This is a genomic window from Paenibacillus glacialis, assembly GCF_001637205.1.
In the GTDB taxonomy this organism is placed as follows: domain Bacteria; phylum Bacillota; class Bacilli; order Paenibacillales; family Paenibacillaceae; genus Paenibacillus_AQ; species Paenibacillus_AQ glacialis.
Genome location: NZ_LVJH01000022.1, coordinates 132,912 through 159,244 on the forward strand (window position 1 = coordinate 132,912; position 26,333 = coordinate 159,244).

General features: G+C 41.4%; 27 protein-coding genes and 1 pseudogene. 17 read left to right on the forward strand and 11 right to left on the reverse strand.

The annotated features are described in order from the left end of the window. Positions 1 to 4 precede the first annotated feature (4 nt). The 3 genes and pseudogenes from PGLA_RS13290 (at position 5) to PGLA_RS13300 (ending at position 2,593) form a co-directional block, all read left to right on the forward strand. Positions 5 to 1,099 (forward strand): annotated as a pseudogene (locus tag PGLA_RS13290) (threonine aldolase family protein). A 259-nt stretch (positions 1,100 to 1,358) separates the two neighbouring features. Further along, entirely contained in the window at positions 1,359 to 1,907 is a 549-nt protein-coding gene (locus PGLA_RS13295) for a carbohydrate-binding protein (protein WP_068533446.1), read from the forward strand. A gap of 359 nt (positions 1,908 to 2,266) precedes the next feature. Next, complete coding sequence (locus tag PGLA_RS13300) at positions 2,267 to 2,593, forward strand: hypothetical protein (protein WP_068533448.1); 327 nt, start codon at positions 2,267 to 2,269, stop codon at positions 2,591 to 2,593. Positions 2,594 to 2,695: 102 nt separating this feature from the next. Here the strand turns inward: PGLA_RS13300 and PGLA_RS13305 are convergent, their stop codons facing one another. Both PGLA_RS13305 and PGLA_RS13310 read right to left on the reverse strand, forming a co-directional pair. Further along, positions 2,696 to 2,974, reverse strand: coding sequence for a WXG100 family type VII secretion target (locus PGLA_RS13305; protein ID WP_068533560.1), 279 nt, complete (start codon positions 2,972 to 2,974; stop codon positions 2,696 to 2,698). A gap of 112 nt (positions 2,975 to 3,086) precedes the next feature. Then, entirely contained in the window at positions 3,087 to 4,517 is a 1,431-nt protein-coding gene (locus PGLA_RS13310; protein WP_068533563.1) for a lipase family protein, read from the reverse strand. Positions 4,518 to 4,950: 433 nt separating this feature from the next. On the opposite strand from PGLA_RS13310, the gene PGLA_RS13315 reads away from it, so the two are divergent. From PGLA_RS13315 to PGLA_RS13355, 10 genes are all read left to right on the forward strand, one after another. Next, a complete protein-coding gene (locus PGLA_RS13315; protein WP_068533450.1) occupies positions 4,951 to 5,301 on the forward strand; it encodes a hypothetical protein in 351 nt (116 codons plus the stop codon). Between the two features lie 127 nt (positions 5,302 to 5,428). After that, positions 5,429 to 5,773 carry a hypothetical protein gene (locus tag PGLA_RS13320; protein ID WP_068533452.1) on the forward strand — a complete coding sequence of 115 codons (345 nt, stop codon included), beginning with the start codon at positions 5,429 to 5,431 and terminating at the stop codon, positions 5,771 to 5,773. A 125-nt stretch (positions 5,774 to 5,898) separates the two neighbouring features. After that, entirely contained in the window at positions 5,899 to 6,243 is a 345-nt protein-coding gene (locus PGLA_RS13325) for a hypothetical protein (protein ID WP_068533453.1), read from the forward strand. Positions 6,244 to 6,368: 125 nt separating this feature from the next. After that, on the forward strand, positions 6,369 to 6,713 hold the full coding sequence (locus PGLA_RS13330) for a hypothetical protein (RefSeq protein ID WP_068533455.1): 345 nt from the start codon (positions 6,369 to 6,371) through the stop codon (positions 6,711 to 6,713). Between the two features lie 125 nt (positions 6,714 to 6,838). Continuing rightward, a complete protein-coding gene (locus tag PGLA_RS13335; RefSeq protein ID WP_068533457.1) occupies positions 6,839 to 7,189 on the forward strand; it encodes a hypothetical protein in 351 nt (116 codons plus the stop codon). A gap of 129 nt (positions 7,190 to 7,318) precedes the next feature. After that, entirely contained in the window at positions 7,319 to 7,681 is a 363-nt protein-coding gene (locus PGLA_RS13340; protein ID WP_068533460.1) for a hypothetical protein, read from the forward strand. A 112-nt stretch (positions 7,682 to 7,793) separates the two neighbouring features. Then, positions 7,794 to 8,138: a hypothetical protein gene (locus PGLA_RS13345; RefSeq protein WP_068533462.1), complete on the forward strand. Its 345-nt coding sequence runs from the start codon at positions 7,794 to 7,796 to the stop codon at positions 8,136 to 8,138. Positions 8,139 to 8,263: 125 nt separating this feature from the next. Continuing rightward, positions 8,264 to 8,440, forward strand: a complete 177-nt coding sequence (locus PGLA_RS28955; protein WP_245699865.1) for a hypothetical protein — start codon at positions 8,264 to 8,266, stop codon at positions 8,438 to 8,440. Beyond that, positions 8,427 to 8,615 (forward strand): hypothetical protein, encoded by a 189-nt coding sequence (locus PGLA_RS28960; protein ID WP_245699867.1) that lies wholly within the window; start codon positions 8,427 to 8,429, stop codon positions 8,613 to 8,615. The genes PGLA_RS28955 and PGLA_RS28960 overlap by 14 nt, the downstream gene beginning before the upstream one ends. 401 nt (positions 8,616 to 9,016) lie before the next feature. Continuing rightward, a complete protein-coding gene (locus PGLA_RS13355) occupies positions 9,017 to 9,562 on the forward strand; it encodes a 50S ribosomal protein L25 (RefSeq protein ID WP_068533464.1) in 546 nt (181 codons plus the stop codon). Between the two features lie 155 nt (positions 9,563 to 9,717). Here the strand turns inward: PGLA_RS13355 and PGLA_RS13360 are convergent, their stop codons facing one another. Then, on the reverse strand, positions 9,718 to 10,131 hold the full coding sequence (locus tag PGLA_RS13360) for a CHRD domain-containing protein (protein ID WP_068533466.1): 414 nt from the start codon (positions 10,129 to 10,131) through the stop codon (positions 9,718 to 9,720). A gap of 154 nt (positions 10,132 to 10,285) precedes the next feature. Between PGLA_RS13360 and PGLA_RS13365 the strand changes: the two genes are divergently transcribed. Further along, complete coding sequence (locus tag PGLA_RS13365) at positions 10,286 to 11,128, forward strand: protein-glutamine gamma-glutamyltransferase (RefSeq protein ID WP_068533468.1); 843 nt, start codon at positions 10,286 to 10,288, stop codon at positions 11,126 to 11,128. 94 nt (positions 11,129 to 11,222) lie between these two features. Here PGLA_RS13365 and PGLA_RS13370 read toward each other — a convergent pair whose 3' ends face one another. The 6 genes from PGLA_RS13370 to PGLA_RS13395 form a co-directional block, all read right to left on the reverse strand. Further along, complete coding sequence (locus tag PGLA_RS13370; RefSeq protein ID WP_068533470.1) at positions 11,223 to 12,077, reverse strand: SDR family oxidoreductase; 855 nt, start codon at positions 12,075 to 12,077, stop codon at positions 11,223 to 11,225. Between the two features lie 166 nt (positions 12,078 to 12,243). Beyond that, complete coding sequence (locus tag PGLA_RS13375) at positions 12,244 to 13,179, reverse strand: hypothetical protein (protein WP_068533472.1); 936 nt, start codon at positions 13,177 to 13,179, stop codon at positions 12,244 to 12,246. Positions 13,180 to 13,365: 186 nt separating this feature from the next. Beyond that, positions 13,366 to 15,999 carry a cation-translocating P-type ATPase gene (locus PGLA_RS13380; protein WP_068533474.1) on the reverse strand — a complete coding sequence of 878 codons (2,634 nt, stop codon included), beginning with the start codon at positions 15,997 to 15,999 and terminating at the stop codon, positions 13,366 to 13,368. A 180-nt stretch (positions 16,000 to 16,179) separates the two neighbouring features. Beyond that, entirely contained in the window at positions 16,180 to 16,920 is a 741-nt protein-coding gene (locus tag PGLA_RS13385) for a Crp/Fnr family transcriptional regulator (protein WP_068533476.1), read from the reverse strand. After that, on the reverse strand, positions 16,892 to 18,811 hold the full coding sequence (locus tag PGLA_RS13390; protein ID WP_084411052.1) for a heavy metal translocating P-type ATPase: 1,920 nt from the start codon (positions 18,809 to 18,811) through the stop codon (positions 16,892 to 16,894). The genes PGLA_RS13385 and PGLA_RS13390 overlap by 29 nt, the downstream gene beginning before the upstream one ends. A 75-nt stretch (positions 18,812 to 18,886) precedes the next feature. Next, a complete protein-coding gene (locus PGLA_RS13395; protein ID WP_068533481.1) occupies positions 18,887 to 19,102 on the reverse strand; it encodes a heavy-metal-associated domain-containing protein in 216 nt (71 codons plus the stop codon). A 232-nt stretch (positions 19,103 to 19,334) separates the two neighbouring features. On the opposite strand from PGLA_RS13395, the gene PGLA_RS13400 reads away from it, so the two are divergent. After that, positions 19,335 to 19,781: a V4R domain-containing protein gene (locus PGLA_RS13400; RefSeq protein WP_068533483.1), complete on the forward strand. Its 447-nt coding sequence runs from the start codon at positions 19,335 to 19,337 to the stop codon at positions 19,779 to 19,781. Between the two features lie 87 nt (positions 19,782 to 19,868). Here PGLA_RS13400 and PGLA_RS13405 read toward each other — a convergent pair whose 3' ends face one another. Beyond that, positions 19,869 to 22,817: a DEAD/DEAH box helicase gene (locus PGLA_RS13405; RefSeq protein ID WP_068533485.1), complete on the reverse strand. Its 2,949-nt coding sequence runs from the start codon at positions 22,815 to 22,817 to the stop codon at positions 19,869 to 19,871. Further along, complete coding sequence (locus PGLA_RS13410) at positions 22,814 to 24,460, reverse strand: SWIM zinc finger family protein (RefSeq protein ID WP_068533487.1); 1,647 nt, start codon at positions 24,458 to 24,460, stop codon at positions 22,814 to 22,816. The genes PGLA_RS13405 and PGLA_RS13410 overlap by 4 nt, the downstream gene beginning before the upstream one ends. A gap of 260 nt (positions 24,461 to 24,720) precedes the next feature. Between PGLA_RS13410 and PGLA_RS13415 the strand changes: the two genes are divergently transcribed. Together PGLA_RS13415 and PGLA_RS29400 are read left to right on the forward strand one after the other, a co-directional pair. Next, positions 24,721 to 26,082, forward strand: a complete 1,362-nt coding sequence (locus tag PGLA_RS13415) for a hypothetical protein (RefSeq protein ID WP_068533488.1) — start codon at positions 24,721 to 24,723, stop codon at positions 26,080 to 26,082. A gap of 1 nt (position 26,083) precedes the next feature. Beyond that, positions 26,084 to 26,209, forward strand: coding sequence for a hypothetical protein (locus PGLA_RS29400; RefSeq protein WP_281197303.1), 126 nt, complete (start codon positions 26,084 to 26,086; stop codon positions 26,207 to 26,209). Positions 26,210 to 26,333: the final 124 nt, after the last annotated feature.

Sequence of the window (26,333 nt, forward strand, 5' to 3'; positions counted from 1 at the left end):
CAGGATGAACAGCACGAAGTCTTTTTCAGAAACATTTAATGACACAGCTTATAAACTTGGAGGTAATGGCAAATGAAATATTCAAGTATTAATAGAAGCTTTAGCAAATATCGATGGGAATCTAGCAAGTGACATCTATGGTAAAGGTAAATTAATCGAAGATTTCCAGAATCAAATGGCGGATTATTTAGGGAAAGAAACGTCCGTTTTCTTCCCCAGCGGAACGATGGCACAACAAATTGCCTTAAGAATATGGTGTGATCGTAAGGGCGTGAAGCGGGTCGCCTACCACCCCCTATGCCATTTAGAGATCCATGAACAAGATGGTTTGAAAGAATTGCACCACATCGAACCTCTCTTACTTGCGGACAAGGATAGATTAATCAGCCTTGAAGATATTCAGAACATGCCGAAGGACATCGCTTGTTTATTACTTGAATTACCTCAACGTGAGATTGGGGGTCAATTACCGGATTACGCTGAACTTGAAGCGATTTCCGCCTATTGTCGTGAACAAGGGATCAAGCTACAACTGGATGGAGCTAGACTTTTTGAAATCCTACCCTATTATCAAAAGTCAGCTGAGGAGGTTTGTGCACTCTTTGATAGTGTATATGTATCCTTTTACAAGGGGATTGGCGGGATTGCAGGAGCAATTCTCGTAGGGGATAGGGATTTCACGAACGAATCTAAGGTATGGAAAAGACGTCACGGTGGAGATCTAATTAGTCTGTATCCTTATATCATCAGCTCTGAGTATTATTTCACACAGCGCGTGAATAAGATGGGACAGTATTATGAAGAAGCCAAAGAGTTGGCCGCATTATATAACGAGTGTCATGGTGTTACGACGATGCCAGCAGAACCGGTATCTAATATGTTTCATGTTCATTTTGATATGTCTAAAGAGCAACTTGAACCTATATTGGCCCGTGTTTATGAGACGACAGGTGTAGGGTTATTGCCATATCTAAGCAACTCTAGTGAATCAACCTGCTATAGCGAAGTAAGTATTGGAGATCTTTATGCCGAAGTACCGAAGGATAAGGTGAAGATCGCATTTCAACGGTTGGATGAAGAGATGAGAGTGACGAAGTAGGTGTCTGTGAAGAAGCATAAGGGATTAGGTTAATACTTGGCTTCAGAATAAGATCTGTACTTTTAGGGGTTGTTCAAAAAGTCATCTTTTGATCACGAAGTATGCCAAGAAGCTTATTCGACATCGAAGATTGAATTCAGCCGGTCCTAGCTTATGCTTTCGAAGTCGTTTTCTACGAAAACGTGTAGCTCCGCTCCTCACTCCCATACTTCATCCAATGATGCGTTATTAAGAAACGCAGCATCGGAAATTCATGAATATGATGGTTCGTTCCCAAAATGATCTTTATATGGTTGTTCCTAACTATGGGGCGGAAATCAATGGTTGGGATGACAATACCATCGATTCCTTGGCAATTGGTTCCCTAACCCGGGGAGAACTTCAGCGCTCCGCCATGAACATTTGCGAGTTCATCATGCATGCACATGTTTTCTCGAGAAAACATGAGATTATAGAAACGGTTGCTACATTCGAGGCAAATTCATCACTTTCGACTGAGCAATCGCATTCGCTATCTGACCCACAGGTTAAACCTTCCGCAGCCGGATCGACATTTATTAAAGTAGACCAGGCTGGTCAATACCGGATCATCGTTAACATCATGTCCCCGGAACCGGAACTGGCTCAAAGTGCTTGTAATGTGACACTGAACGATCAATTGATTACCATTCAAATGAATAGAACGGAAGGTAAATGGATTAGACAGAAACTTGTGAAGATAGAACTGGAAGCAGGCTTTCATCAATTGAAATTGGATTTCGTTAAACCAGGCTTGCAGATTGACTGGATCGAATTTAAGCAAGTGTAAATGTAGTGTCTGAACCAACAGGCAACGATAAATTGAAGATTCACCTCTTCAGCGCTCGCCTCCAACATACAAATATCCACAACCGTCGAGGCTGTGGATATTTGCATTTTATTCATTGTTCAGTTTGATCTGTGAATATGACTTAATTGGTTTTTTCGTTGTAGAAGACATTAGCGTCGAAACCTGAACCGTTGGTGTCGTGAAGCATAGCCCCATTAGGTTCGACGACTTTCCAGTCGGGGATATGTTCCAGTATGTTTTGTCATTAATGTAGGTCAACGTATTCCTACCTTGTCTATTTTAATAATATATTATAGAGTTACGTAAAATAGATATTTCCATAAAAGGGTAATTATAACTTGAATAAGAAAATTTCATTAATTCTGTCACTTATCCTACTTGTCATGTGGTTAGGAGGATGTTCTGGCATATCCAAGGCAGAGAAGAAAGAAATGGTGGAAGCCGCAACAATTGCAGGCGAGAAGTACATCAAACAGTATTACAACTCCGAATTTATATTAAAGGACGAGCAATTTCTCGACCCTGCCATTAACTCGACCATTTATCTGCATGGGTATATTAAGGGGCACGAAGATGAGCCAATTTCTGTTGCATATGATTATTCTAAAAAAGAAGTACGTACAGTAATAGGACCAGATTGGTTCATTGATAGTCGGAATCCGTAAAAAAGACGTTCCCTGAGAGTATGGATTCTCAATGATTATATCTATGCATACTAGAATGTGTGATTGGTTTAATATAACACTGTCAATCCATAGACGGGGCGTTTATCGGTATTGCTGATAACGGTCCGCTATTTCCATATTACTGATATACCGCTGCAGCTGCTCTGTATGCGTATCGAGTTCCTGTATTCGTACCGTCGTTCCTTGCAGGAACCCCTCCATCATGCGGGATAATTTCTCAGCCGATTCTCCCTTCCAATCATGTAACCGACCGTATATCGTCCTCATTTGCTGCTCCTGATCATGGAGTCTTTGTTTTAACTGTTCGCATTGTCGAATCGCTCTTCTGAGATCATCCATCTGCAAGGATATTCTGCTCATTCCATTATCTCTCCTCTTATCTGCTGAAATATGTCCTATCTGAATGAAAGATGAATTATTGCATCGTATGATCATTAATCCATCTTCTTCAACCTTTATTCTCATCGTATGATCATTTATCCGCTGCTGTAAATATCTGCTCCTTACGATCAATATAGTCGGCAATCTCTGAGATGGATTCTTGATACCAGCGATTAATCCGATCCAAGGTAGCAGTCGCGTTGTGGGCAATCGGGGCTAGTGACTGGCTCTTACTCGTTGCGATATGGGTCTGGAATAGTTGGATTGTGTTCTTGGTATCGTTGGAGAACCCACGGAGGCTTGCTTTCATTTGCCGTGCTGCTTGCCGCAGTTCCTCCGTTGTTAATTGAATCGTACCTCCACCTTTGCTACCAGCTCCCCTGATGGTTACGCCTAATCCAGCTGCAGCCATCTGTCCGAATATTCCCATGTTCGAGCCGTAACGCTCTACCAAGTCTCCCATGGCTTCCTTCAATTCAGCTCTAGCAGCCATCATTTTGTCGTATGCTGATACCCGTGGATTGCCTTCAATGGCTTGTCCGTCTAAGCCGAACAGACGGTTATTAAGGTTGCCATGCCCATCGAACGAGAAGTGTTCTAAAGCATGCGTCTTTTCACCACCAAAAAGGGAATTATAGAGCTTCATAACGATGCTTTGCTGTCCTAAAGGAATTGTTAATGGAACGTATTGAATCGGTGTCCATTTGTTTCCCATGATAAATTGTTCGAATGGGTTGCTTCTCTTTATAGGTATCGAGACAGGAATATTCATCGTGAACTCGCTCTTATTCGCATCCTTGAATGTAGAATTGATAAATACGGTTGCTCCGACATGTGGGTTTCCACTGCTTGTGCCTGGCCCTGAGCCGACCGTGTCTCCCGGATGGACGTAAGCAATATTCGTGTTATTAAATTCTCCAGCCTTCGACTTCTTCTGAAGATCATCGGATAGCATGTTAAATATGCTAGGAGCATTGTAACTTACAGAAGGCAGGCCGTTACGAACTGCAACATATTCTGCTTCAGCACCTCCTAGAGAATGGCCTGTCGTGGATATTTCGGCATTCGGATATTGTTCTTTCACCTTTTTGTATAGGTTCTCCGCTTGTGTAAATTGATTACTCTGGTATCTCGCCTCCGCTTGATGATAGGCGATTTGGGACTGAAATGGGAGGGAGGCAATTTCATCCTTATTCTTCTCATAATTTAGATGAACTTTCTCAAGGTTCTTGGTGCGGCTAAGCACTACATCACTAGCATCCGTTCCCCAGTCCATCATCTTACTCCAAAAGGGTCGATCCATTGGTTCCGTACCTCTGTATCCGATAATGACCTGATTGGTTTTTTCGTTGTAGAAGACATTAGCGTCGAAACCTGAACCGTTGGTATCGTGAAGCATAGCTCCGTCAGGTTCGACGACTTTCCAGCCAGGGGGAACCTTTACCTTACTTTCAGGAGTAATATCCCTGTTGTAAACTTCACTTGATATATCCCAGTATGTTTTATCATTAATATAGGTCAACATGTTCCCACCTTGTCTATTTTGATAATATATAATAGAGTTACAAAAAAAGGTAATTGGAGGAGATGGAGGAGATGCACGCCTACCAGCGCAGAAAAGAAAGAACTGAAAGAAAACGCTACTTCGTGAAACAAAACAAGTAATTAATGTAGGTTTATTGACAGCGAGATTGCAGCCTAAGAGACTCCGTTTTCCTGATAGAGTGAATTTTTTATGATTTTAGCACGGCATACTAGATTGGTATATTAGCTCAAGTAATTAATTATTTTCCAATCTGGGTAATTAGTATTATAATACATACTTCTTACTTCGGGTATAGCGTAGGAGAAAAAAGATAAAAAAGTCGGTATTTGACATTCCATGTAGGTATAATCATTTAGTAAAGGCTCTAATTGTGTCATTATAGTTGTTATCAGAAAAGGGGAGATGTAACTTGAAAAAGGCAATCATAATAATTCTATCTTTTATTACCATTATCGCGATATTAGTAGGAGGATGTTCTATTGTATCCAACGTAAAGAAGAAAGAAAAGATGGAAATTGCTCTTCCGATCAGTGTGAAGTATATCAAGGAGCATTATAACGCTGATTTTGTAATGACAGATTATGATGTATTGCCTGATTACATTCATTCAATAATCTTTATTGATGGTTATATAAAAGGACATGAGGATGAACATATTTCCATAACATACAATTATAAAAAGTATGAAGTTATAAATGTATTAGGACCGGGTTGGTTTATTGACAGCGAGATTGCAGCCAAAGAAGTTCCGTCTCCCTGATCGTATAGATTCTCAATGAGAGGTTCTCTACATACTAGAATAGAAAATGAATGATGAAATAGGATCACACTATGAGGTACTCTGATAGTGTGATTAGAGTCCGTTATCGGCAAAGGGGAAATGTAAATTGAAAAAAGTAATCATAATAATTCTATCTTTTATTACCATTATCGCGATATTAGTAGGAGGATGTTCTGTTGTATCGAGCGTAAAGAATAAAGAAAAGATGGAAATCGCTCTTCCGATCAGCGTGAAGTATATCAAGCAATATTATCATGCTGACTTTGTATTGACAGATTATGTTGTAAACCCCGGCTACATTGACTCAACAATCTATCTTGATGGATACATAAAGGGTCATGAAGATGACCGTATTACCATCGCATACAGCTACAAGACTAACGAAGTGATCGATGTAATAGGACCGGGCTGGTTTATTGACAGTCGGAATCCGAAAATAGAAGCTCCCTGATTGCATGGATTCTCAATGAGAGTTTCTCTAAATACTAGAATAGAAAACGAATGATGAAATAGGATCACTAAGAGGTGCTCTTATTGTGTGATTAGAGTCGGTTATCGGCAAAGGGGAAATGAAACTTGAAAAAGGTCATCATAATAATTCTATCTTTCATTACCATTATCGCGATATTAGTAGGAGGATGTTCTGTTGTATCCAGCGTAAAGAATAAAGAAAAGATGGATATTGCTCTTCCAATCAGTGTGAAGCATATCAAGCAGTATTACAATGCTGATTTTGTATTGAAAGATTATGCTGTAGACGCACCTTACATTCATTCAAGAATCTTCATCGACGGTTACATCAAGGGTCACGAAGATGACACTATTACCGTAGCATACGATTATGAAAAAAAAGAAGTGATCTACGTTATAGGACCGAGTTGGTTTACAGACAGGCGGAATCCGAAAATCGAAGCTCCCTGATCGCATAGATTCTCAATGAGTGTATCTCTGCATACTAGAATAGAAAATGAAGGATGAAATCGGGCCACTATGAGGTACTCTGATTGTGTGATTAGAGTCGGTTATCGGCAAAGGGGAAATGTAAATTGAAAAAAGTAATCATAATAATTCTATCTTTTATTACCATTATCGCGATATTAGTAGGAGGATGTTCTGTTGTATCCAACGTAAAGAAGAAAGAAAAGATGGAAATTGCTCTTCCGATCAGTGTGAAGCATATCAAGCAGTATTATAATGCTGATTTTATAATGACAGATTATTCTGTAGAAGACTCTTATGTTAGATCAGGAATCTTTCTTTATGGGTACATCAAAGGTCGTGAAGATGACCCTATTACCACGGAATCCGATTATGATACTTATGAAGTGATCGACGTAGGAGGACCTGGTTGGTTTATTGACAGTCGGAATCCGAAAATAGATGCTCCCTGATCGCATGGATTCTCAATGAGAGATTCCCTACATACTAGAATAGAAAATGAATAATGAAATAGGATCACTAAGAGGTGCTCTGATTGTGTGATTAGAGTCGGTTATCGGCGAAGGGGAAATGTAAATTGAAGAAAGTAATCATCATAATTCTATCTTTTATTTCAATTATCGGGATATTAGTAGGAGGATGCTCTGTTATATCCAGTGTAAAGAATAAAGAAAAGATGGAAATTGCTCTTCCGATCAGTGTGAAGTATATCAAGGAATATTATAATGCTGATTTTGTAATGACAGATTATGAAGTATACCCCGGTTACATTAATTCAACAATCTCTCTTTATGGTTATATAAAAGGACATGAAGATGACGATATTACTATAATATACAATTATAAGACTTACGAAGTAATCGACATCATAGGACCGAGTTGGTTTATTGACAGTGAGATTCCAGCAAAAGAAGTTCCGTCTCCCTGATCGCATGGATTCTCAATGAATGAGTGTATCTCTACATACTAGACTAGAAAACGAATGATGGAATAGGATCATTAAGAGGTGCTCTGATTGTGTGATTAGAGTCGGTTATCGGCAAAGGGGAAATGTAAATTGAAAAAAGTAATCATAATAATTCTGTCTTTCATTACAATTATCGGGATATTAGTAGGAGGATGTTCTGTTGTATCCAACGTAAAGAATAAAGAAAAGATGGAAATTGCTCTTCCGATCGGTGTGAAGCATATAAAGGAGTATTACAATGCAGATTTTGTATTGAAAGATTATGATGTGAACCCCGGTTACATTAATTCAAGAATGTATCTTTATGGTTATATAAAAGGTCATGAAGATGATAGTATTAACATCGAATACGATTATGAAAAAAAAGAAGTGATCGACGTAATGGGACCGAGTTGGTTTATTCAAAGCCGGGATCCGAAAATCGGGCTCCTTGATCGAATAGACTCTCAATGAGTGTATCTCTACATACTAGACTAGAAAACGAATGATGATGATGAAATAGGATCACTAAGAGGTGCTCTGATTGTGTGATTAGAGTCGGTTATCGGCAAGGGGGAGATGTAACTTGAAAAAGGCAATCATAATAATTCTATCTTTTATTACAATTATCGCGATATTAGTAGGAGGATGTTCTGTTGTATCGAGCGTAAAGAATAAAAAAAAGATGGAAATCGCTCTTCCGATCAGTGTGAAGTATATCAAGGAGTATTATAACGCTGATTTTGTAATGACAGATTATTTTGTAAACTCCGGTTACATTAATTCAACAATCTTTATTGATGGTTATATAAAAGGTCATGAGTATGAAAATATCACCATAACATACAATTATAAAAAGTATGAAGTTACAAATGTAATGGGACCGGGTTGGTTCATTCAGAGCCGGAATCCGAAAATAGAAGCTCCCTGATGGCATAGATTCTCAATGAGAGTTTCTCTACATACTAGAATAGAAAATGAATGATGAAATAGGACCACTAAAAAGTGCTCTGATTGTGTGATTAGAGTCGGTTATCGGCAAAGGGGAAATGTAACTTGAAAAAGGTAATCATCATAATTCTATCTTTTATTACCATTATCGCGATATTAGTAGGAGGATGTTCTGTTGTATCCAATGTAAAGAAGAAAGAAAAGGTGGATATCGCTCTTCCGATCAGCGTGAAGTATATCAAGGAATTTTATATATGCAGATTTTGTAATGACAGATTATGAAGTATACCCTGGTTACATTAATTCAAGAATCTCTCTTTATGGTTATGTAAAAGGACATGGAGAGGACGATATTACTATCGCATACAATTATGAAAAGTATGAAGTTACAAACGTAATAGGACCGGGTTGGTTTATTGACAGCGAGATTCCAGCAAAAGAAGTTCTGTCTCCCTAACGGCAGGGTACCTCAATAAATAAATTTATTTGGAACCCGATATAGTGAACTGTAATAAGCTGAAGATCGCATTCCAGTGCTTCCATTACATGATTATTCTAATGAAACGAAATGAAGTGATGTTGGCGCGAAATGGTATCATGTATAAGTAGTGAAAGACCCTGTTCGACAAGGCTATGCTTCTATGATATGGTGTATGGATACTTAAAGGCATTCCACTCATTCGAGTGGGGTGCCTTACTGTATATCTACAGGTTTTTTACATTAAATGTATAACAACCTTTTTTAAAAAGACGTGGAGGTAGTGATGCTATGTTTCTCTCTGTATCCCTAGTCGGGGAAAGATCCAGCGACTAATAATAGAGCGCAAAGATCATATATTATAGAGGAGCGAATAGATCATGACAACATTATTTCAAGCAGAAGAACGCAAGCATCTGAATACATCCGGGCTTCGGAATTTACGTAAAGAAGGACGTCTACCTGGCGTTGTCTTTGGTAGAAACACGAAGAATGAAATGATTCATATTTCAACAATAGAATTTAAAAAATGGTTAAAGCGTGGTGCAGTTGGTTTTATCGAGTTACAGCTTGAAGGAAAAGAATCCTTATCCGTATTATTAGAGGAACTACAGCAGGATCCAATAACACGGGATTTGTTGCATGTTGATTTCCAACAAGTACAACCAAACGAGATTGTACGCACAAAGTTACCATTGAAGATTACGGGTATACCAATCGGTACCAAGCAAGGCGGAGTCGTACAAATTCAGTGCGAGTTCGTTGAAGTAGAAGCCTTACCAAAATATTTGCCGAATGCGATAGAGTGTGATATCGGTGGTATGAACGTCGGGGAATCATTACTTGTAAGTGACTTGGATTTGTCGGCAGAAGTGACGGTCATTTCCGGAGGAAATGAGCTTCTCCTATCCGTCGTTAAGCCGTAATACAACACATGTGAGCAATTATAAATGAATTAGAATACAGTTAGAAGAATACCGTAGCTGCGACTAACGTGCAGTTACGGTATTTTTTGTTCAAATAAGGTGTTTTTGTAATGTCAGATTTGACGCTCTAATGATAGTATTTCTTTAACAACTGATTAGTGTATGACCTGACCGCGAATTTCTCCATCAGGATGTTGTATGGTGTGTACATTCACATAGGCATTCCCATTTCTAAACTCACGGACTAAATCGCGGATGGTCTTTCCTTGTAAAGGACCGACTAAGTCCCGATTTGTTAGGACACCACGAACGACTCCCTGTCTTACGGATATGCCAAATTTAGATGGACCGAACAGAAATGCAACAACAGGTCCGTTCTGTCCCCTCCGTCCAAGATGAATATGAGCTTGAGTCACACCTGATATATTTCGGATATTAAGTTGAAATCGCAGTCGGGTGCCGCTGCTGAGGAGTTCAAATGAAGCATCTCCAGTGGCTCTTGTTCTTACTCGAGGAACCTCGTTACGACCGTTTAAACGAGCTCTAAATGTATTAATAAGTCTTTCCACCTTTCCATTTGTATTTAATAGAGTATGCCGAGGTGATAGTAATGGTAAGGTGAAAAGCCTATAGAACAGGATAATCTACGTTGCTCTGCACAAACAGCCCATCAGACACGTACAATAACCTATATTTGAACAATATTGCATAGGAGGAAGCGCGATGATCGTGATCACGGGTGTGGATGTAGAGCAAATAAATACGTTACAGCTAACGGATGTAGAACGAGATATTGTGAATCAGAAGAAAAAAAGCGAAAGAGTGTACCGATATGTGTCGCTTGAGGCGTTAGATTTTGAGTTGAAAATGAGAACGGCTACTATAGATGCAGGCAAAGCCTTATATGCTAGTGATGCAAAGTTTGCTGTCTTCAAAAACTCACGATGCAATGACCAATTTTGGACTCGAACAGACAATGGAGGTTTCAGACTAAATAGCGGCATCAGGCCTTCGGTTGGGATCAATGATATTTTTAAAAATGGACAATTGTATGGTTTTGAATGTGCAACTGCCATGATCATTACCTTATATAAAGCAACGCTCACTGTGTTGAAAAAGGATATATTTGATGTGTATTTTCAAGATTTGTACTTAAGAGATTGGAATTATGACAGTGACTTACAGTTGAAAATGGTAGAACATAATAATGAAGTTTTCCCAGGAGATATCGTATATTTCAAAAACCCAGACCATAATCCAGCAACGCCGGAGTGGCAGGGTGAAAATGCAGTTTATTTAGGGGATGGGTTATATTATGGGCATGGTATGGGGATAAAACCAGCGGAGGGCAGCATAGCATCTCTTAATAAAAGGAGAATCCCAGGGAGTACAACATCTGCGTATCTTACGGATGAAGTCGTTCACCCAGACTTTGAATATTTACGGAAACTTTCAACAAGTCGAAATCGTCTAATTGTAGAAAAAAATGATACAGAAGGTGTAATTGTTGCCAGGATCGGAACTCATATGTATACAAGTAATCATAAAGTGTCAGGGATTTCATGATTTGAAAGCTCGAACGGATCACCATAACAAGCAAAAGGAGACCATCACAGGTCTCCAATTAATCCCTATCTACGACTATTCTTGCAGAGACCGATTATTTACCCTTACGTGTTTTCTCAGCAAGGCTATCCCACTGTGCCTCTGTAATCTCAAGAAGATCGTTGAATTCTCCTGCGCCTTGAAGCCACTCTCCGCCGTCGATGGTAACGACCTCTCCGTTGATATATCCAGCATAGTCTGAGATCAAGTAAGCTGCCAAATGAGCGAGTTCTTCTTTATTACCTACACGGCGAAGGGGAATGCGATTGATCATCTGTTCTTCTATTTCAGGGGTTGGCATGAGTCGTGACGTTGCTCCTTCAGTTGGGAACGGACCCGGAGCAATAGCGACTTGGCGTATGCCATACCGCGCCCATTCCACCGCAAGCGAGCGAGTTAGCGCTAATACGCCGGCCTTAGCCGCTGCGGATGGTACAACAAAGGCCGAACCCGTGGATGCGTAGGTCGTTACGATGTTCAACATCGTACCCTGATGGCCTTGCTCGATCCACCTTTTTCCGATTTCCAAAGTAGTGTACATGGTTCCATGTAGCACAATATTTAAGACTGCATCTACCGCTCGGGGAGAGAGGCGCTCGGTCGGACTTATGAAATTGCCCGCGGCATTATTGATCAGAACATCGATTTGTCCGAATCGTTGCTCCACGGCCTCTACAAGGTCGTGAATTTGGACAGGATCCCGAACATCGGTTACTTTGTAGAACACTTCATGCCCATTCAAACTTAACTCCTCAGCTGTTTTTCTTAATGTTTCCTCGCGTCGACTAGCAATGGCTAGCTTTGCACTAAGATCTAGAAACTGTTCTCCCATGGCCCGTCCCAATCCAGTAGCTCCACCAGTGATCAGGACGACTTTGTCTTTTAACAAATCTTTTGTAAAAGGTCCCATGATTCATTCTCCTTTGATAACCGGGTTCTCACTTTAATAGATTATGCTGTTGTGATGGTGATGATGTTAGAAAAGATCGGATGAATTCGAATGGTGACCATCACATACGTTAAAAAAGGCTACCGTTGGTTGGTAGCCTGTTATTTGTGGAATCATTTCCATTATTTCATTCTTTTAAATCTTTCGATTCCTTCAATTCCTTATCCTTGCCGCCGAACTTAAGACCGAGCTGGCCGTTATGACCACCTACATGGCCGCCAATTCCGAGGTTCACTCCTTGGCCACCACCTAACTGTCCCTTGGCATGAGCCCCGAGGCCATTCTCACCCCCGAGCTTCGCACCGGTATTAAACCCGGCACCTTGGCTGATGCCTAGATGAACGTTAGCATGAGCGCCAAGACCGTTCTCACCTCCGAGTTGTGCACCGGTTTTTATTCCAGCACCTTGGCTGATGCCAAGATGAGCGTTGGCATGAGCACCAAGACCATGCTCACCCCCAAGCTGCGCACCGGTACTGAACCCGGTCTCTTGACCGCCGCCAATCTGGCCTTTAGCATGGGCCCCGAGTCCGTACTCCCCACCAACCTGTGCTTCGGTATTAAACCCAGCTCCTTGCCCACCGCCGATCTGACCCGTAGCCTTTGCGCCGAGTCCATACTTGCCACCGACCTGTCCACCTGTGTTGAACTGGAGTCCTTGGCTGGTGTTTAGGTCTGCTCCACCATGCACGTTAATGCCATATTGATCTCCGAGGTGACCACTTGCATGAGTCCCTATACTTTTACAGTCTACATGGCCGTCTGCGGTAAAACCAATGCCATGTTTACCGCCTAATTCTCCTCCAGTATCGAGGATTATTCCTTTTCCGTTACCTATAGATCCGTTGATATATCCATTTACACTCTCCTTCCTATCGGTCTGATTATCGTATGGATGAGGTTGAGAAGGGGTGAGATGGTAGTAATGAAAGTAGTGGTAAGGTTGTTGAGAACGGATGGGATAGGAAGAGTAGTGAGAATTAGCGTGTTGCTGTGAATCGGTAATGTAAGGATAAGTAGGCATTCGATTGTGACTGTTTGGATATTCATTACCAGTACTCATGTGGGAAACCTCCAATATAAATTAGATACTATAGCCTATTCATAAAGGAATTGAAATGATACCCATCTAGCGAGGATGTAAATATTGTCGTTGATGATTGTCGTGCTCAGTCAAAAGAAGTGCACAGTAATATTACCTAATCACTGTGCACTTCTTCATCCATCATCTGCTGGGACCAAAAACTACTTATGCACTTTCCTTCCTTCTTGTGATGCGAATAAATAGTTTGATTATTTCATTTACGGTTAGTGGAATCAGGGCCAATAGGATGACCAATCCCCAATCAGCTAAATTAAGATTGTGCACCTTAAATGCCGAGGCTAGGAAGGGTATGGTAATTACAGCAAACTGTAGAACTAATCCTAGCAGTATAGCGCCTAATAAGAACTTGTTTGAGAATAGTCCGACTTGAAATATGGACTTCGTGGAACTTCTCATCGTTAACGAATAGAAAAGCTGTGAAGCAGCAAGTACAACAAAGGCCATTGTTCTCGCATAGGTCATGACGCCCTCAGGAATGTCCTTTGAAACTAAGCTATATCCATGTTCATTTAGTCCTAAATAAAAGGCAACTAACGTTAACGCTCCAATTAAGATTCCGCCGAGAATGGCTCGTAGTCCTGCACCTTTCGCGAAGAAACTCTCTTTAGGATCTCTGGGTTTCTCATTCATTACACCTTTCTCGCCAGGGTCAACACCAAGCGCAATCGCTGGCAATGTGTCGGTCACTAGATTGACCCAGAGGATATGGGTTGCAAGGAGAGGCACAGGCCAGAAGAACAGGATCGATGTGAGTATGGCGACGACTTCTCCAAGGTTACAGGATAGAAGGAATATGACAGCCTTCCTAATGTTGATATAGATATTTCTTCCTTCTCTAATGGCATGTACGATCGTCGTGAAGTTATCATCTGTTAAAATCATATCACTAGCACCCTTGGCAACATCCGTGCCAGTAATGCCCATGGCAACACCGATGTTGGCAATTTTTAATGAAGGTGCATCGTTCACTCCGTCGCCAGTCATCGATACGATGTTTCCTTGTGCTTTGTAGGCTTTGACGATCTTCACCTTGTGTTCTGGTGAGACGCGGGCAAATACTCGAATGTCATTTATTTTGTGCGAGAAAGCTTCATCTGACAAATCATCAATCTCTGCACCGGTCATACTTTGTTCGATCGAATGTGCGATTCCAAGCTCTTTCGCAATGGCAACCGCAGTATTTCGGTGGTCGCCGGTGATCATAATAGGCATAATTCCGGCTAATTTCGCTTCGCTTATCGAATCTTTGACTTCAAGTCTTGGTGGGTCAATCATCCCTACGAATCCGAGTACTGTCAGGTCCTGTTCCATCTCGTCCGATGTAATGAGGCGATCTGTATCCTTGTATGCGGCACCAAGAACTCTTAAGGCTTCATCCGACATTTCCTCAGCAGCTCTTAGATATTGCTGCTTTAATTCTTCAGTCAAGGGTACAACTTCTCCCTCCACGATAGCAGAGGTTGAGATCTTTAGCAGTTGATCGATTGCACCCTTCGTATGTACGCGATAGCCGGTTCTGGTTTTATTCAACGTAGACATCAATTTGCGATCCGAATCAAATGGATTCTCCGAAACCCTGTTGTACTCTGCGTCTAAAGATCTTTTCGTTAAATTATTCTGTTCCCCGAATGCGACTAAAGCGACTTCTGTAGGGTCTCCGGTACCTTGACCATGCTCGAAGGTAGCATCTGAACATAACACAAGGGTTTTGATGAGCTCGACAGGCGGTTCATTATGGAGAGGACTCACTGTAAAATGCTTCACAACGGTCATTTTATTTTGAGTAAGCGTACCTGTTTTGTCTGAACAAATGATGTTGACGGATCCCAGAGTTTCGACGGCTGGCAGCTTTTTCACGATGGCATTAATCTTGGACATTCTTGTAACGCCAAGCGCTAATACGATGGCTACAATGGCTGGAAGACCTTCGGGTATGGCCGCAACGGCTAAACTGATAGCGATTAAGGACATTTCGAATAAATCCCTTTTTTGAAAAATACCAATGATAAAGATAAGCACGCATATTCCAATGGCAATATAGCTCAGTATCTTGCCGAGTTCTTCTAATTTTTTCTGTAAAGGGGTCATTTCCTTGGTATCTGCATCTAGGATTTTAGCGATTTTGCCCATTTCCGTGCCCATGGCAGTTTCGACTGCTACACCTTCGCCTCTTCCATAGGTAACCAGTGTGGACATAAAGGCCATGTTAGACATGTCGCCAATTGGCGTTTTTGGATCTTCATGAAGCGCATTGGCATCTTTATCTGAGGGCACGGATTCACCTGTTAACGCGGATTCCTCTATTTGTAGGTTAGCGGTCTCTAATAACCGGAGGTCAGCAGGGATATATCTGCCTGCATCTAATATGATGATATCCCCAGGTATGATGTCCTCAGAGAGGATTTCTTTCACTTCTCCGTCACGTCTAACGAGTGATCGTGGAGTCGTCATTTGCTGCAACGCTTCAATAGCTTTCTCCGCTTTATTCTCCTGAATCACACCAATTAGCGCATTTAGCACAACAACGGAAAGAATGATAATCGCATCAATGTATTCTCCGATAATAAGTGTTACCACGGCGGCACCTAGAAGAACATAGATGAGCATATCCTTCAGTTGCGCAAAGAAGAGAGAAATGATGCTTTTTTTCGGCTTACCTTTTAACTTATTTGCACCATGTTGTTCAAGCCTGGACTTTGCTTCCTCTATGGTCAGTCCGTTCGCAGAGTTTACTTGTAACTCTTGAAGAACCTCTTCTTGTGTTTTTGAAAACCACATCCCTAACAGCTCCCTTAATGAATTGTATCCGCGTGTGTCTCTATATATTATTAACACATTGTTCGATTTTCACTCGATACATTAGATATTCATTCAGGTTACTACGTCCAAGATTGATGCCATTGCCCTATCGATGGACGACTTATAAGGAACGAATTATTCGTTCAGGAAGCTAAAACACTAACGTTTTAAGAACTGAACACAATGATTGAGACTTTCCTGATCAAGGATTGTGATTTGTCGTTGACCGATAAGCTTAATCCATCCTTGTTCTTGAAAAAGGGAGAGCTTGCGACTTAAGGTTTCCTGGGATATTCCAATCATCACAGCAAGATCTTTCTTGCTCATAGGTAAAATTATATTATTTTCTTTTGCATGATCAATTTTTTGGTCATGTAGCATTTTCAAGAGGATTTTGGCAATTCTCTGCTCCACATCGTACAGTGTAATCTGTTCGAGCATGTCTTCGGCCATCTCAATTCGTTCTGTATATTTTTCAAGAAATTTTATAGCAATCTGAGGCGTCTTTAACATTAAATCATTGATTACTTTTCCTTGAATCAGACATATCTCTGTTGGTTCTAATGCCTCGGCGGTGCTATTTAATATCGTATGACTGAATAAGGACAACTCCCCTGTGAAATCGCCTTGCTCAAGAATACGTACAATTTGCTCTTTGCCAGCAGAGGAGAAGCGGGAAATTTTCACGCTACCTTTATGAACAATCCATAGGTTTGCTGATGGATGTCCAGAGGAGAAAATTACTTCTCCCTTTTTAAATTTTCGGCTAATAGAGGTATTCATCACTTCTTTTTTTTCTGCGGATGATAAAATATCCAGGATCGGTACATTATTGATACATAATGAGGATGAATGATCCACACTATGCTGCTCATTCACTTGGTGATGTTTGCACTCCATTAGGTATCCCTCTATTCCTTGTTGAATGTAATCGATGGCTAGACTTCACAGCTTTGTAGCGTGTTAAGCGAATAGCATTCATAATGACTAACAACACACTTAATTCATGTACGAGCATTCCAGAAGCCATGAATACATTTCTGGTTAATACACCAATTAACAGAGTCACAACAACCACTACCGCAAAGTAGATGTTCTGCTTCATATTATTCATTGTAGCATGGCTAAGTCCGAAGGTATAAGAGAGCTTATCTAGTCGGTCCGACATGAGAACAATATCTGCGGTCTCTATCGCTACATCTGTCCCTGACCCTCCCATTGCAATTCCCACATCAGCAATAGCTAGAGCAGGAGCATCGTTAACCCCATCGCCAACCATGGCAACGATATTATTATCTTGTAACTCTTTTAATTTCATAACTTTATCTTCGGGAAGAAGTTCTGCATAATACTGATCAATTCCCAGTTCTCTTGAGACAGCAGCAGCCGTTCTTTCATTATCACCGGTTAACATAACAACCTTTTTCACACCAGATTTCTTCAAATTTCGGACAAGCTCATAGGCATCCGCTCTCAAGACATCTGCAATTGAGATCAGCCCCAAGACCCTCTCATGATTTGCGACAAAGACAACGGTTTGTGCCTTCTCTTCCTCTTGAGCTATATAACTAGTTATTTCTTGACCATATGGAATGGTATACTCCGACATTAGTTTGCGATTCCCAATATAAAGTTCAGTTCCATCAACCGTGGCTCGTACTCCTTTACCAGGCAAAGCCTCGAACTGCTCTGCAGGCTTAATTTCAGACCCGATTCTTTGCTTCGCTTCCGTCAGGATGGCTCTAGCCAAGTGATGTTCGGAAGAAAATTCTGCACGGGCTACCCTATAAAGTAGTTCATCCTCGCTCATCTGGAAGGCGCAAAGTTGAGTCACTTGTGGTTTCCCAACCGTTAGTGTACCTGTTTTGTCAAAAGCGACGACTTGAACCTTTCCTGCCTTTTCCAGAATCTCGCCGCCTTTAATCAGAATTCCGTTCTTCGCGCCGTTTCCGATCCCAGCGACGATAGAGACAGGAGCAGAAATAACCATGGCACCGGGGCAGGAAATCACTAATAGTGTAAGTGTAAATTCAATGTCTCTGGTTAAGAAATAAACGATGATGGCTAATGTGAAAATGCTGGGGGTGTAGTACCTGGTGAAACTCTCGATAAATTTCTGCGTTTTCGCTTTCGATTCTTGCGCTTCTTCTATCATGTTCAGAATACGCGCAAACGTTGTATCATCGCCGACCTTCTCTGCGATGATTTCCAAATAACCACTTTCAATGACAGTTCCACTAAACACAGTACCGTCTTTTTCTCTGCTCACCGGAACCGACTCACCCGTAATGGCGGCTTGGTTTACCGTTGCTTTCCCCTTGAATACTGTGCCATCTACCGGGATATTCTCACCGGGACGTACAAGTACGATTTCTCCCTTGGTTACTTCATTAGGCGATATCTTAACCTCTTTCCCGTCACGCATGACAGAAGCCATCGTCGGTGCCAAGTCAAGCAGGGCCTTTAAGGACGAACGGGTCTTTTCAATCGTTCTTGCTTCAAGATATGAACCAAAGATGAATAAATAGGTAACGGCTGCTGCCTCCCAGTATTCCTGGATCATGATGGCACCTATTACTGCTATCGTAACAAGAGCTTCTATTCCTAAAATTCGATAACGTAATGCTTGAATGGCATTTTTCATAATAGGATATCCTGCGATGAGAGCAGCGGTAATCATGAGACCGTCAGAGGCATTCACTAGGACATCTAAGGTTTTCAACAAAAGTGATAGGGCTATGAACAGCCCTGATATCGCAACAATTTGTCCTTTTCTCTTTCTTGACATCATCCAGACCCCCTAATATTTTTTTGAGCGTTACTTCTTGATGTCTGTACTTCGTAACTTGTATCGGAAGAAATAAGTTTATTTCATGTTCAGAATTTGAAAACCTAGATCTGAGATGAGCTTACCAATATCTGTTGAATCAATAATGTTCTCGTCGTAGCTAGCCTTTACCTTACTGTTGTTGAATAGAACCCTTACCTCAGAGATACCATCTTTGTTGCCTAATGCTATTTCGATTTTCTTAATGCAGCTGGGACAAGTTAGTTGCTCCAATTGGATCGTAGTTATCATCATTATTATTCCTCCTTAAGGTATCTTTTTTCTGACTTCATTATAGATCTAACCTTGAGAACTTAAATTGACCTGGATCAAGATTGAGCAGGATAGCCGTTAATTATTTACGGAGGGAAAGTTAAACACTTATTTTAGTTGTGATTAAAATCACAAGTCGGTCATAGGATGAGTCTATAATCAACGTATCAAGAAATTATCAATATTTATAAATACGACTGGGGGGTTAGTACAGATGGATCATTTTACATTTGCAGATATGAAGAAAATAAAAAGAGAAAATTTGGGCGATCTCGTACCACTGGAGCTATTTAGGACCATCAGGCTGATTGGGCTATATCAAGCGCTACCGATGAATGGTAAAGGCACGACGCAGACTATAGGAAGAAAAATTGGGGAAGAGTTAGGAGTTACTTCGGTTAATGAACTATTCGAGCTATTTGAAAATATGAAGATAGGTATCCCTACAATAGTTAGGGAGGATGAGAAGGGAATGACGGTAGCAATACATGATTGTTTTTGTGAAGGTTTACCGGTTATGGAAGGCAAGATGGTGTGTGATTTGGAAGGAGCTATCATGGAAGGGGCTCTTACTAAAATACAAGGTAAACGCGTATCTGTTCGAGAAGTGAAATGCAATGTCCATGGTGATGAACATTGTGAATATGAAGTGAGGTATTGATTACCTCTTCAAATATAATGAAAAGGGACACTAAGGTGCCCCTTTTGTTGTGGTTCTTTTGAGATGTATTTACGAAGAACACAAGAATCAACCGGTCCAATCACGTCGTAACGAGAAGAGATCTTGTAATTCATCGGTCGATAGCTCGGTAATCCAGCCTTCGGTACTTGAGATGACGTTATCACTAAGCTGTTGTTTATTCTCCAGCATCTCATCAATACGTTCTTCCAATGTGCCCAGAGAGATGAACTTGTGTACTTGTACATCCTTGGTCTGACCCATACGGTAGGCTCGGTCAGTTGCTTGGTTCTCTACAGCAGGATTCCACCAACGGTCGAAGTGGAAGACATGGTTGGCTGCTGTCAGATTAAGACCGACTCCCCCTGCCTTAATTGAAAGAATGAACACAGAGGGTTGCTCCTCAGGGGATAACGTATGAGATTGGAATTGATCAATCATGCGATCACGAGCGGATTTCGATGAGCTCCCATTCAAATAGAGTACAGGTTCTTGAAGTTCTTGTTGTAGCACTTGTTGTAGTATTTGCCCCATACCAATATATTGCGTAAAGATAAGGCAACGTTCCCCCTCTTCCCGCAGTTCTTTCACCATCGCGAGGAGACGCTCCAGCTTAGCTGATCGGCTGATCAACGTTTCGGTCTCAAGGACTCCGTCTTGACCATTAGAAGCTTCGGGAATAGATTCTTTCGTCAAGAGTATCGGATGGTCACAGAGCTGTTTAAGATGAGTAAGTGCTGCAAGAATAGCTCCTTTTCGTTCAATACCCTCTAGTTTCTGCATACGTTCCATGAGATGAGTGACGGTATGATCATAAAGTGCCCCCTGCTCAGTCGTGAGATGAATATACGTCTTCATCTCATTCTTGTCAGGCAAATCGAGTTGAATGGCCGGATCTTTCTTCTTGCGACGAAGCATAAACGGCTTAACTAGCTTCTGTAAATCCATCGTTTTCTGTTCATTATGCTCTTTCTCGATGGCATTGATGAACCGATTGTTAAAGGCTCTCGAACTGCCCAGATAACCCGGGTTGATGAAGTCGTAAAGAGACCAGAGTTCTGAGAGTCGATTCTCGATCGGTGTTCCGGTAAGCGCAATACGATGTTTGGCAGGGAAGCTTCGAACAGCAGAAGACTGTTTGGTCTGGGCATTCTTAATATTCTGAGCTTCGTCTAAACAAATGGACGCCCAGGTGGATTCTTTAAGCATATCTTGATCGAGCGTTGCAGTAGCATAGGATGTTAGAATGACATCTGCTTGTATCGCCTCGGCTAGAAATTCCTCATTGCTATAGCGTTTGGTTCCGTAATGGAGCATGACCCTTAAAGAAGGCGCAAAGCGGGCGATCTCTTTCTGCCAATTTCCTAGAACTGAGGTTGGGCAGATGAGGAGAGAAGGGAACCTTGCATCCGTATCTACAGTGCTTTCCTTGAGATGTAATAAATATGCGATGAACTGGACTGTTTTACCGAGCCCCATGTCATCCGCTAGACAGGCACCTAGTCCAAAACGTCTCAAAAACGCAAGCCATGCATACCCATCATGTTGATAAGAACGCAAGTCGGCTTTCAACCCTTCCGGTACAGCAAGTGTTGGCCAATCCGTCTGTTGTCTAAGTTGACCCATGATCTTCATGAGATGTTCATTAAGCTCAACTTCGAGTTGGACTCGTGCTGAAGTCTCAGGTTGCTCCGATGTTTGGCTATCAGATTCACTACCATTTCCCAACAAATGAAGCTGGAGGATATCTTGAAAAGTTAGCCCTTGCATGTTGTCGACACCTGCCATAGCTTGGCGAATTTGCGCCAGCAAGGCCGGATCAAGCGGGATCCATTGTCCTCGGAAACGGACTAACCGTTCATTGCGAGCGACTAACTCTGCAAATTCATGCTCTGTAAGCTGAGTCTCCCCAATGGCAATACGCCAATCGAAGTTAACAATGGAATCAAGTCCGAACAGAGAGCCACCTGAACCTGAACTACCTTCACTGGAGCGGACCTTAGCGCGAAGCTTGGGTTTCTTTCGGCTAGCGGCTTCCCACCATGCAGGAAGAAGGACTTGCCATCCAGCTTCAAGCAGGCGATGACTGTCTGAGGTCAAGAATTCCCAAGCTGTTGCATCACTCAGCGGTTGGTTCAATATATCCTCACCACTAAGAAGTAGTCGTTCTTTCGGCAGACTTGCACGCAAACGTTCAAGCCAACTAGCAGAGCGCTCGTGCACGTAAGCTGTCCATACTTCTGGCCACGAACCAGATACATACCCGTCATCGGCAAGTCGTACGTGCGCAAGAACTGCTGGATCTATCTTGTCTTGCAGAACGAGTTGAAGTCGCCAAGATGGTTCGTCATCATCAGGTTCTAGTAATTGGAGAAGAGGTCGGAATGGTGCTGTATCTGCCTTCCAGCCCATCGCAATCAACCAAGTCTGTTCATCTAAGCCAGGGGCAGTCGTACCGCCGCTTGTAAAGAGTAATGGGTATTCTCTTCGTAAGTCAGAGGCGGTCACCTCCGTTCCATAGTAGCGTTGGAACACCGTGCTTGAGAAGGCCACACGTAATCCGTCGACCACAGGGGTGTCGCTGCTTATCTGCTCTAAGATTGCTTGTCCTTGTGGGTTTAACGTCTCTTGATCCCAACTCCACTGCAATTTTCCGGACTGAAAGGCAGCGTAGCTGGGGATATATTTCTTCTCTTCTATAGAAGCAGCCAATATAGGAGCAAGCTGAATCCATTGATCTGTATCCTCGTCCCACATCCACTCAATATGCTTGAGAAGCTTATGTTCCGCAAAGAAGGGGATGACTTGCTCGGAGGGTAGAACGACAAGCTCAATATCTTGAACGGTTTGAATCTCCAGTTCAGTACCGTAGAAGGATTCTTCATGCCATGCGAATAAGCGGTGCTTCAAGTATTGCCCAGATACGTAACTATACGTATTGGTAGAACCATAAATAAGGGCATCTCCATAAGCGGTTAAGCTAATGTGGAGAGTAATCTTCTCTGTATATTGACTCATGGAATCAGCTTTCCTTTCCGAAGCTCCTCTTGGAGTGCGCGCAGTCGGCTATAACGGTTGCTAAATACGGTTATGAACAGTTCAAAGCGCGCTTCTTGCTTCAGTTTTTTATATAGCTTGGATAGGCGCTTCAGTAGTTTTACGGCTTGTTTGTAGCTATCTCTATTTTTCTGGACGATATATCGTTCGACAGCTTGATGATAGAAGGGTAACATCAACTCTGGCGCATGTTTCTCAATAGGTTGAAATACACCGACGCGGTAATCCAGAGGTTCTCTACCCATACTTAACTGGTAGTCCATCCATTGTTGCCATTTGTGATGTGCGAGTAATTTCTCTTCATAGATCTTCTCGGTATACGGTAGCATGCTTATAAGTGTCGTCCACAAGGAGGCTTCGGCTTCAGGAAGATGTTGAATGGTCTCATTCCAATAGATCCAATAATTATGAAGGTTATTGTTCCGGTGGCTGCTGAGTAGTGGACCAATTTCGACTAGCCAATGATTCATTCGTACCCATTGTTTCGTTTCATATAGAAGGTTTAAGAAAGGGAGTAGATGATCGGCATGTACAATGAAGGCGGCATCCGCAGCGTGTAACATAGCCCATGCCTGCTGATCTTGAGATAGATAGAAGTGCATCCAGCTCTGAGCTAACATCCAGGAAAGCCGGGACAGCGAAGATCCAAGTTCATCTTTCGCTGATTGTAGATGTTGTAATTCCTCCAAGTAGATATCGTTATCGTTAAGGTTGGGCTGAATCCAATTCAACCAGAGTTGAATATAGACGTCTAAGAAATAATTGAGATTCTGAGGTTCTCTCAACATCTGTGCGCGTAAATGGGTTAATGTCTCCGTAACATGTTGCCAACGTTCAGGTTCACTCTTCAGTGGAAAATCATTTACTAAGCTTTGAATCATTAATTCTTGGATATCGTCAGCAGCCACTTGCGTCTGGAATCCCATATAGAAATTGGTTTGATGCCCTTGTTGTAGTGGCTTTACTAGCTTTGTAAGCACAAATAGGTGAGCATGGAATCCAAATAGTTGCTCCATCACAGGTGAAAGTTGAGGTTGTATAGAAAATATAGATGCTAGAGCACTTTGGGCATACGGAGCATTGGGAATCTTCATCCCTAATGGAGCGATACATTGCTCAAATAGGTCATACCACTCTGATACGTTCAAAGTGGTGAGCTTGCTTGCTTGTTCCTTTAATTGGGCAGAAGCTTCTGCCTTTATATCCGCGGTTTGAATCGCTGAGCGATTGGGCACGGTATGGGAAGAAGGTTTCACCACTTGCTTGAAGGTAGCCGCTGAGCTGGCATTCACGAGTGCATGAACGGATCGCTCTTGTAGGTTGGCATATTCAAGCAAGGTAGCAACCATATGCTTACAGTTGGCTGGAACCGGACAATTACAACGGTTATCAGTAAAAGAATCTAGGTTGAGTTTAACGGAGTAGTACTCAGCTCCTTCAACGACAGCCTCGATACGCCCATCTGCGGGCATGGTTAATTGATGGACATGCCCTTGTTTGAAATATTGGAACCCACGTTTTATCGTAAGGTCATTGAAATGTTGAGCGACATTCTGAATGAGCATATGCCATTGCATATCGTCCATAGTATAGGTTGGTTTCATTATCGATGAGTCTCCTGAGAGAGTATAGTTTAGATGTGAATATCATCTATCATATCATTTATTACGAAATAAATAAGAGATGTACGGTGAAATCATATCTTTTCAATTTACTTACGGCAAGTTGTAATATAGTAAAACAAAGGATTATAGGTAGAAAATGTAAGTAAATTTATTGACCACTGTATAGATTACATATATAATTTAATAATACTAAATTCTGGATTTTTTTTAATATTTGATATATCATAGGGGTGATCTAGTTGAAGCTTAACTCCACGATTCGCTCAGAGATAGAAGATTACATAAGAATAAATGGAATGACCCTACAAGAATTATCACAAGCTGCTGGTATGAACAAAGGGATTTTAAGCGCAGTTATCAATCGGAATCCACCCAAGCCTATTGCAGTCAGACAATTAGATCTCATTACATCTGGGATGGCACTTCCAGAGGGGGAATTATACGAATTATATGTAGATGAATGTTTCATTACGAATCCTCCGAATTGGCGACGGTTAAGACCTTTCTTTCAACGGTGTGCGGAGCTTGAGAAGTATGAATGTATTGAAAGTATCTTACATCGGCTTGCCGAAGATCTTTCATTTATTCCTGGATTATTCGAGACGGCAGAATTACTTTATAATCAAGGTTTGAATAAAGCGGCAGTCCTACTGTACAAATGTGTAGCTGAAGGAGAAAGATTTCAACATTCCGAGAGGTTGGCTATTTGTCAGTATCGGTTATTTTCTCTTTCTATAGGAGAAGATCAGCAAGAGAATCTTCGCGCAGCGGTTCGATTTGAATCTTATATAGATCGTCTTCCGGAAGATATTCAGTTGGATGCTCTATGTGAATTTATGAATGTCTATTTCCCTTTAGACAACATGGACAAGGTCATAGAAATTTCCGAAAAACTAGTATTTAGAGCAGACTGCCAACATGCTATAAACAAGCAGAATGTAAAGCGAACGGAAAGAAGGATAAAGCATCCTGTTATGCTCTATAAATCCTATGCGTATTTGATGAGAGCTGGAGCGTATGGTAGATTGAAAGACTATGATGAGGCGTATAAATATACGTTATTATATATCAATATGGATTGGTCTGAAGAACGAGAAGAAGATGCCCCTACGTATATTGCTAAGTTTCAGGCATGGGGTGAAGCTAACTTAAACTTTCATAGATTACGACAAGGCGAATGGAATGTGTTACCTCAATGCGTAGCTTATATGAGCGAGAATGAAGAAGAAGTGTTACAAGGGCTGTTTACACTTACCGAAGTAGCGAATAGATCTGATGTGGATGTGGATTGGGTGTTTACTCAATTTAAAGAGCAGATTTCCTCGTATATTGAATTGAACTCGTTTCCTGAATTTTACTCTAAGCAATTTGGTATGGATTATTGTCTTAGGTTTCTCATTGAATTAGCTGTTTATCATTTGCGGAGGCAACGGTATGACACCGGATTCGAATGGATCCTACATAGTTTGAATAAATCGATTAAAGTAAAAAGTGATATAATGTTTATTAAATGTGTTAGGATATTCGAGGAATTTAGGCATGTTGCATCCGCAAATGCACAAATAGAGTATTCAAGAATAGTGAAAGAGGTGAAAACTTGAAATGAAAAAGCAAACGGTTGTTATGTTGATTGCGCTTATTATCGTTATTGGATTCACTCAACCAGTAGGTCCTCTAGATGGGGGGCAGATTAGTCCCCTTGGCGAGGGTGGTATAGGAAAATTTTAATATTCACATCTAATGTTGTCCCGAATGATGAACAATATATCTTTCAGATCAATACATAAACCGTTTAATTAGATCCAAATAAGAAAAAAACCGTTCAAACAGTGATTCGCTGTTTGAACGGTTT

What these genes read in the sequence shown, in the direction of transcription:
- PGLA_RS13385 (WP_068533476.1), bottom strand. Translation starts at nt 16,920, where the DNA reads ATGGAGTGCAAACATCACCAAGTGAATGAGCAGCATAGTGTGGATCAT.
- PGLA_RS13395 (WP_068533481.1), bottom strand. Translation starts at nt 19,102, where the DNA reads ATGATGATAACTACGATCCAATTGGAGCAACTAACTTGTCCCAGCTGC.
- PGLA_RS13355 (WP_068533464.1), top strand. Translation starts at nt 9,017, where the DNA reads ATGACAACATTATTTCAAGCAGAAGAACGCAAGCATCTGAATACATCC.
- PGLA_RS29400 (WP_281197303.1), top strand. Translation starts at nt 26,084, where the DNA reads ATGAAAAAGCAAACGGTTGTTATGTTGATTGCGCTTATTATCGTTATT.
- PGLA_RS13400 (WP_068533483.1), top strand. Translation starts at nt 19,335, where the DNA reads ATGGATCATTTTACATTTGCAGATATGAAGAAAATAAAAAGAGAAAAT.
- PGLA_RS13375 (WP_068533472.1), bottom strand. Translation starts at nt 13,179, where the DNA reads ATGAGTACTGGTAATGAATATCCAAACAGTCACAATCGAATGCCTACT.
- PGLA_RS13405 (WP_068533485.1), bottom strand. Translation starts at nt 22,817, where the DNA reads ATGAGTCAATATACAGAGAAGATTACTCTCCACATTAGCTTAACCGCT.
- PGLA_RS13410 (WP_068533487.1), bottom strand. Translation starts at nt 24,460, where the DNA reads ATGAAACCAACCTATACTATGGACGATATGCAATGGCATATGCTCATT.
- PGLA_RS13365 (WP_068533468.1), top strand. Translation starts at nt 10,286, where the DNA reads ATGATCGTGATCACGGGTGTGGATGTAGAGCAAATAAATACGTTACAG.
- PGLA_RS13380 (WP_068533474.1), bottom strand. Translation starts at nt 15,999, where the DNA reads ATGTGGTTTTCAAAAACACAAGAAGAGGTTCTTCAAGAGTTACAAGTA.
- PGLA_RS13390 (WP_084411052.1), bottom strand. Translation starts at nt 18,811, where the DNA reads ATGATGTCAAGAAAGAGAAAAGGACAAATTGTTGCGATATCAGGGCTG.
- PGLA_RS13370 (WP_068533470.1), bottom strand. Translation starts at nt 12,077, where the DNA reads ATGGGACCTTTTACAAAAGATTTGTTAAAAGACAAAGTCGTCCTGATC.
- PGLA_RS13295 (WP_068533446.1), top strand. Translation starts at nt 1,359, where the DNA reads ATGATGGTTCGTTCCCAAAATGATCTTTATATGGTTGTTCCTAACTAT.
- PGLA_RS13305 (WP_068533560.1), bottom strand. Translation starts at nt 2,974, where the DNA reads ATGAGCAGAATATCCTTGCAGATGGATGATCTCAGAAGAGCGATTCGA.
- PGLA_RS28960 (WP_245699867.1), top strand. Translation starts at nt 8,427, where the DNA reads ATGACAGATTATGAAGTATACCCTGGTTACATTAATTCAAGAATCTCT.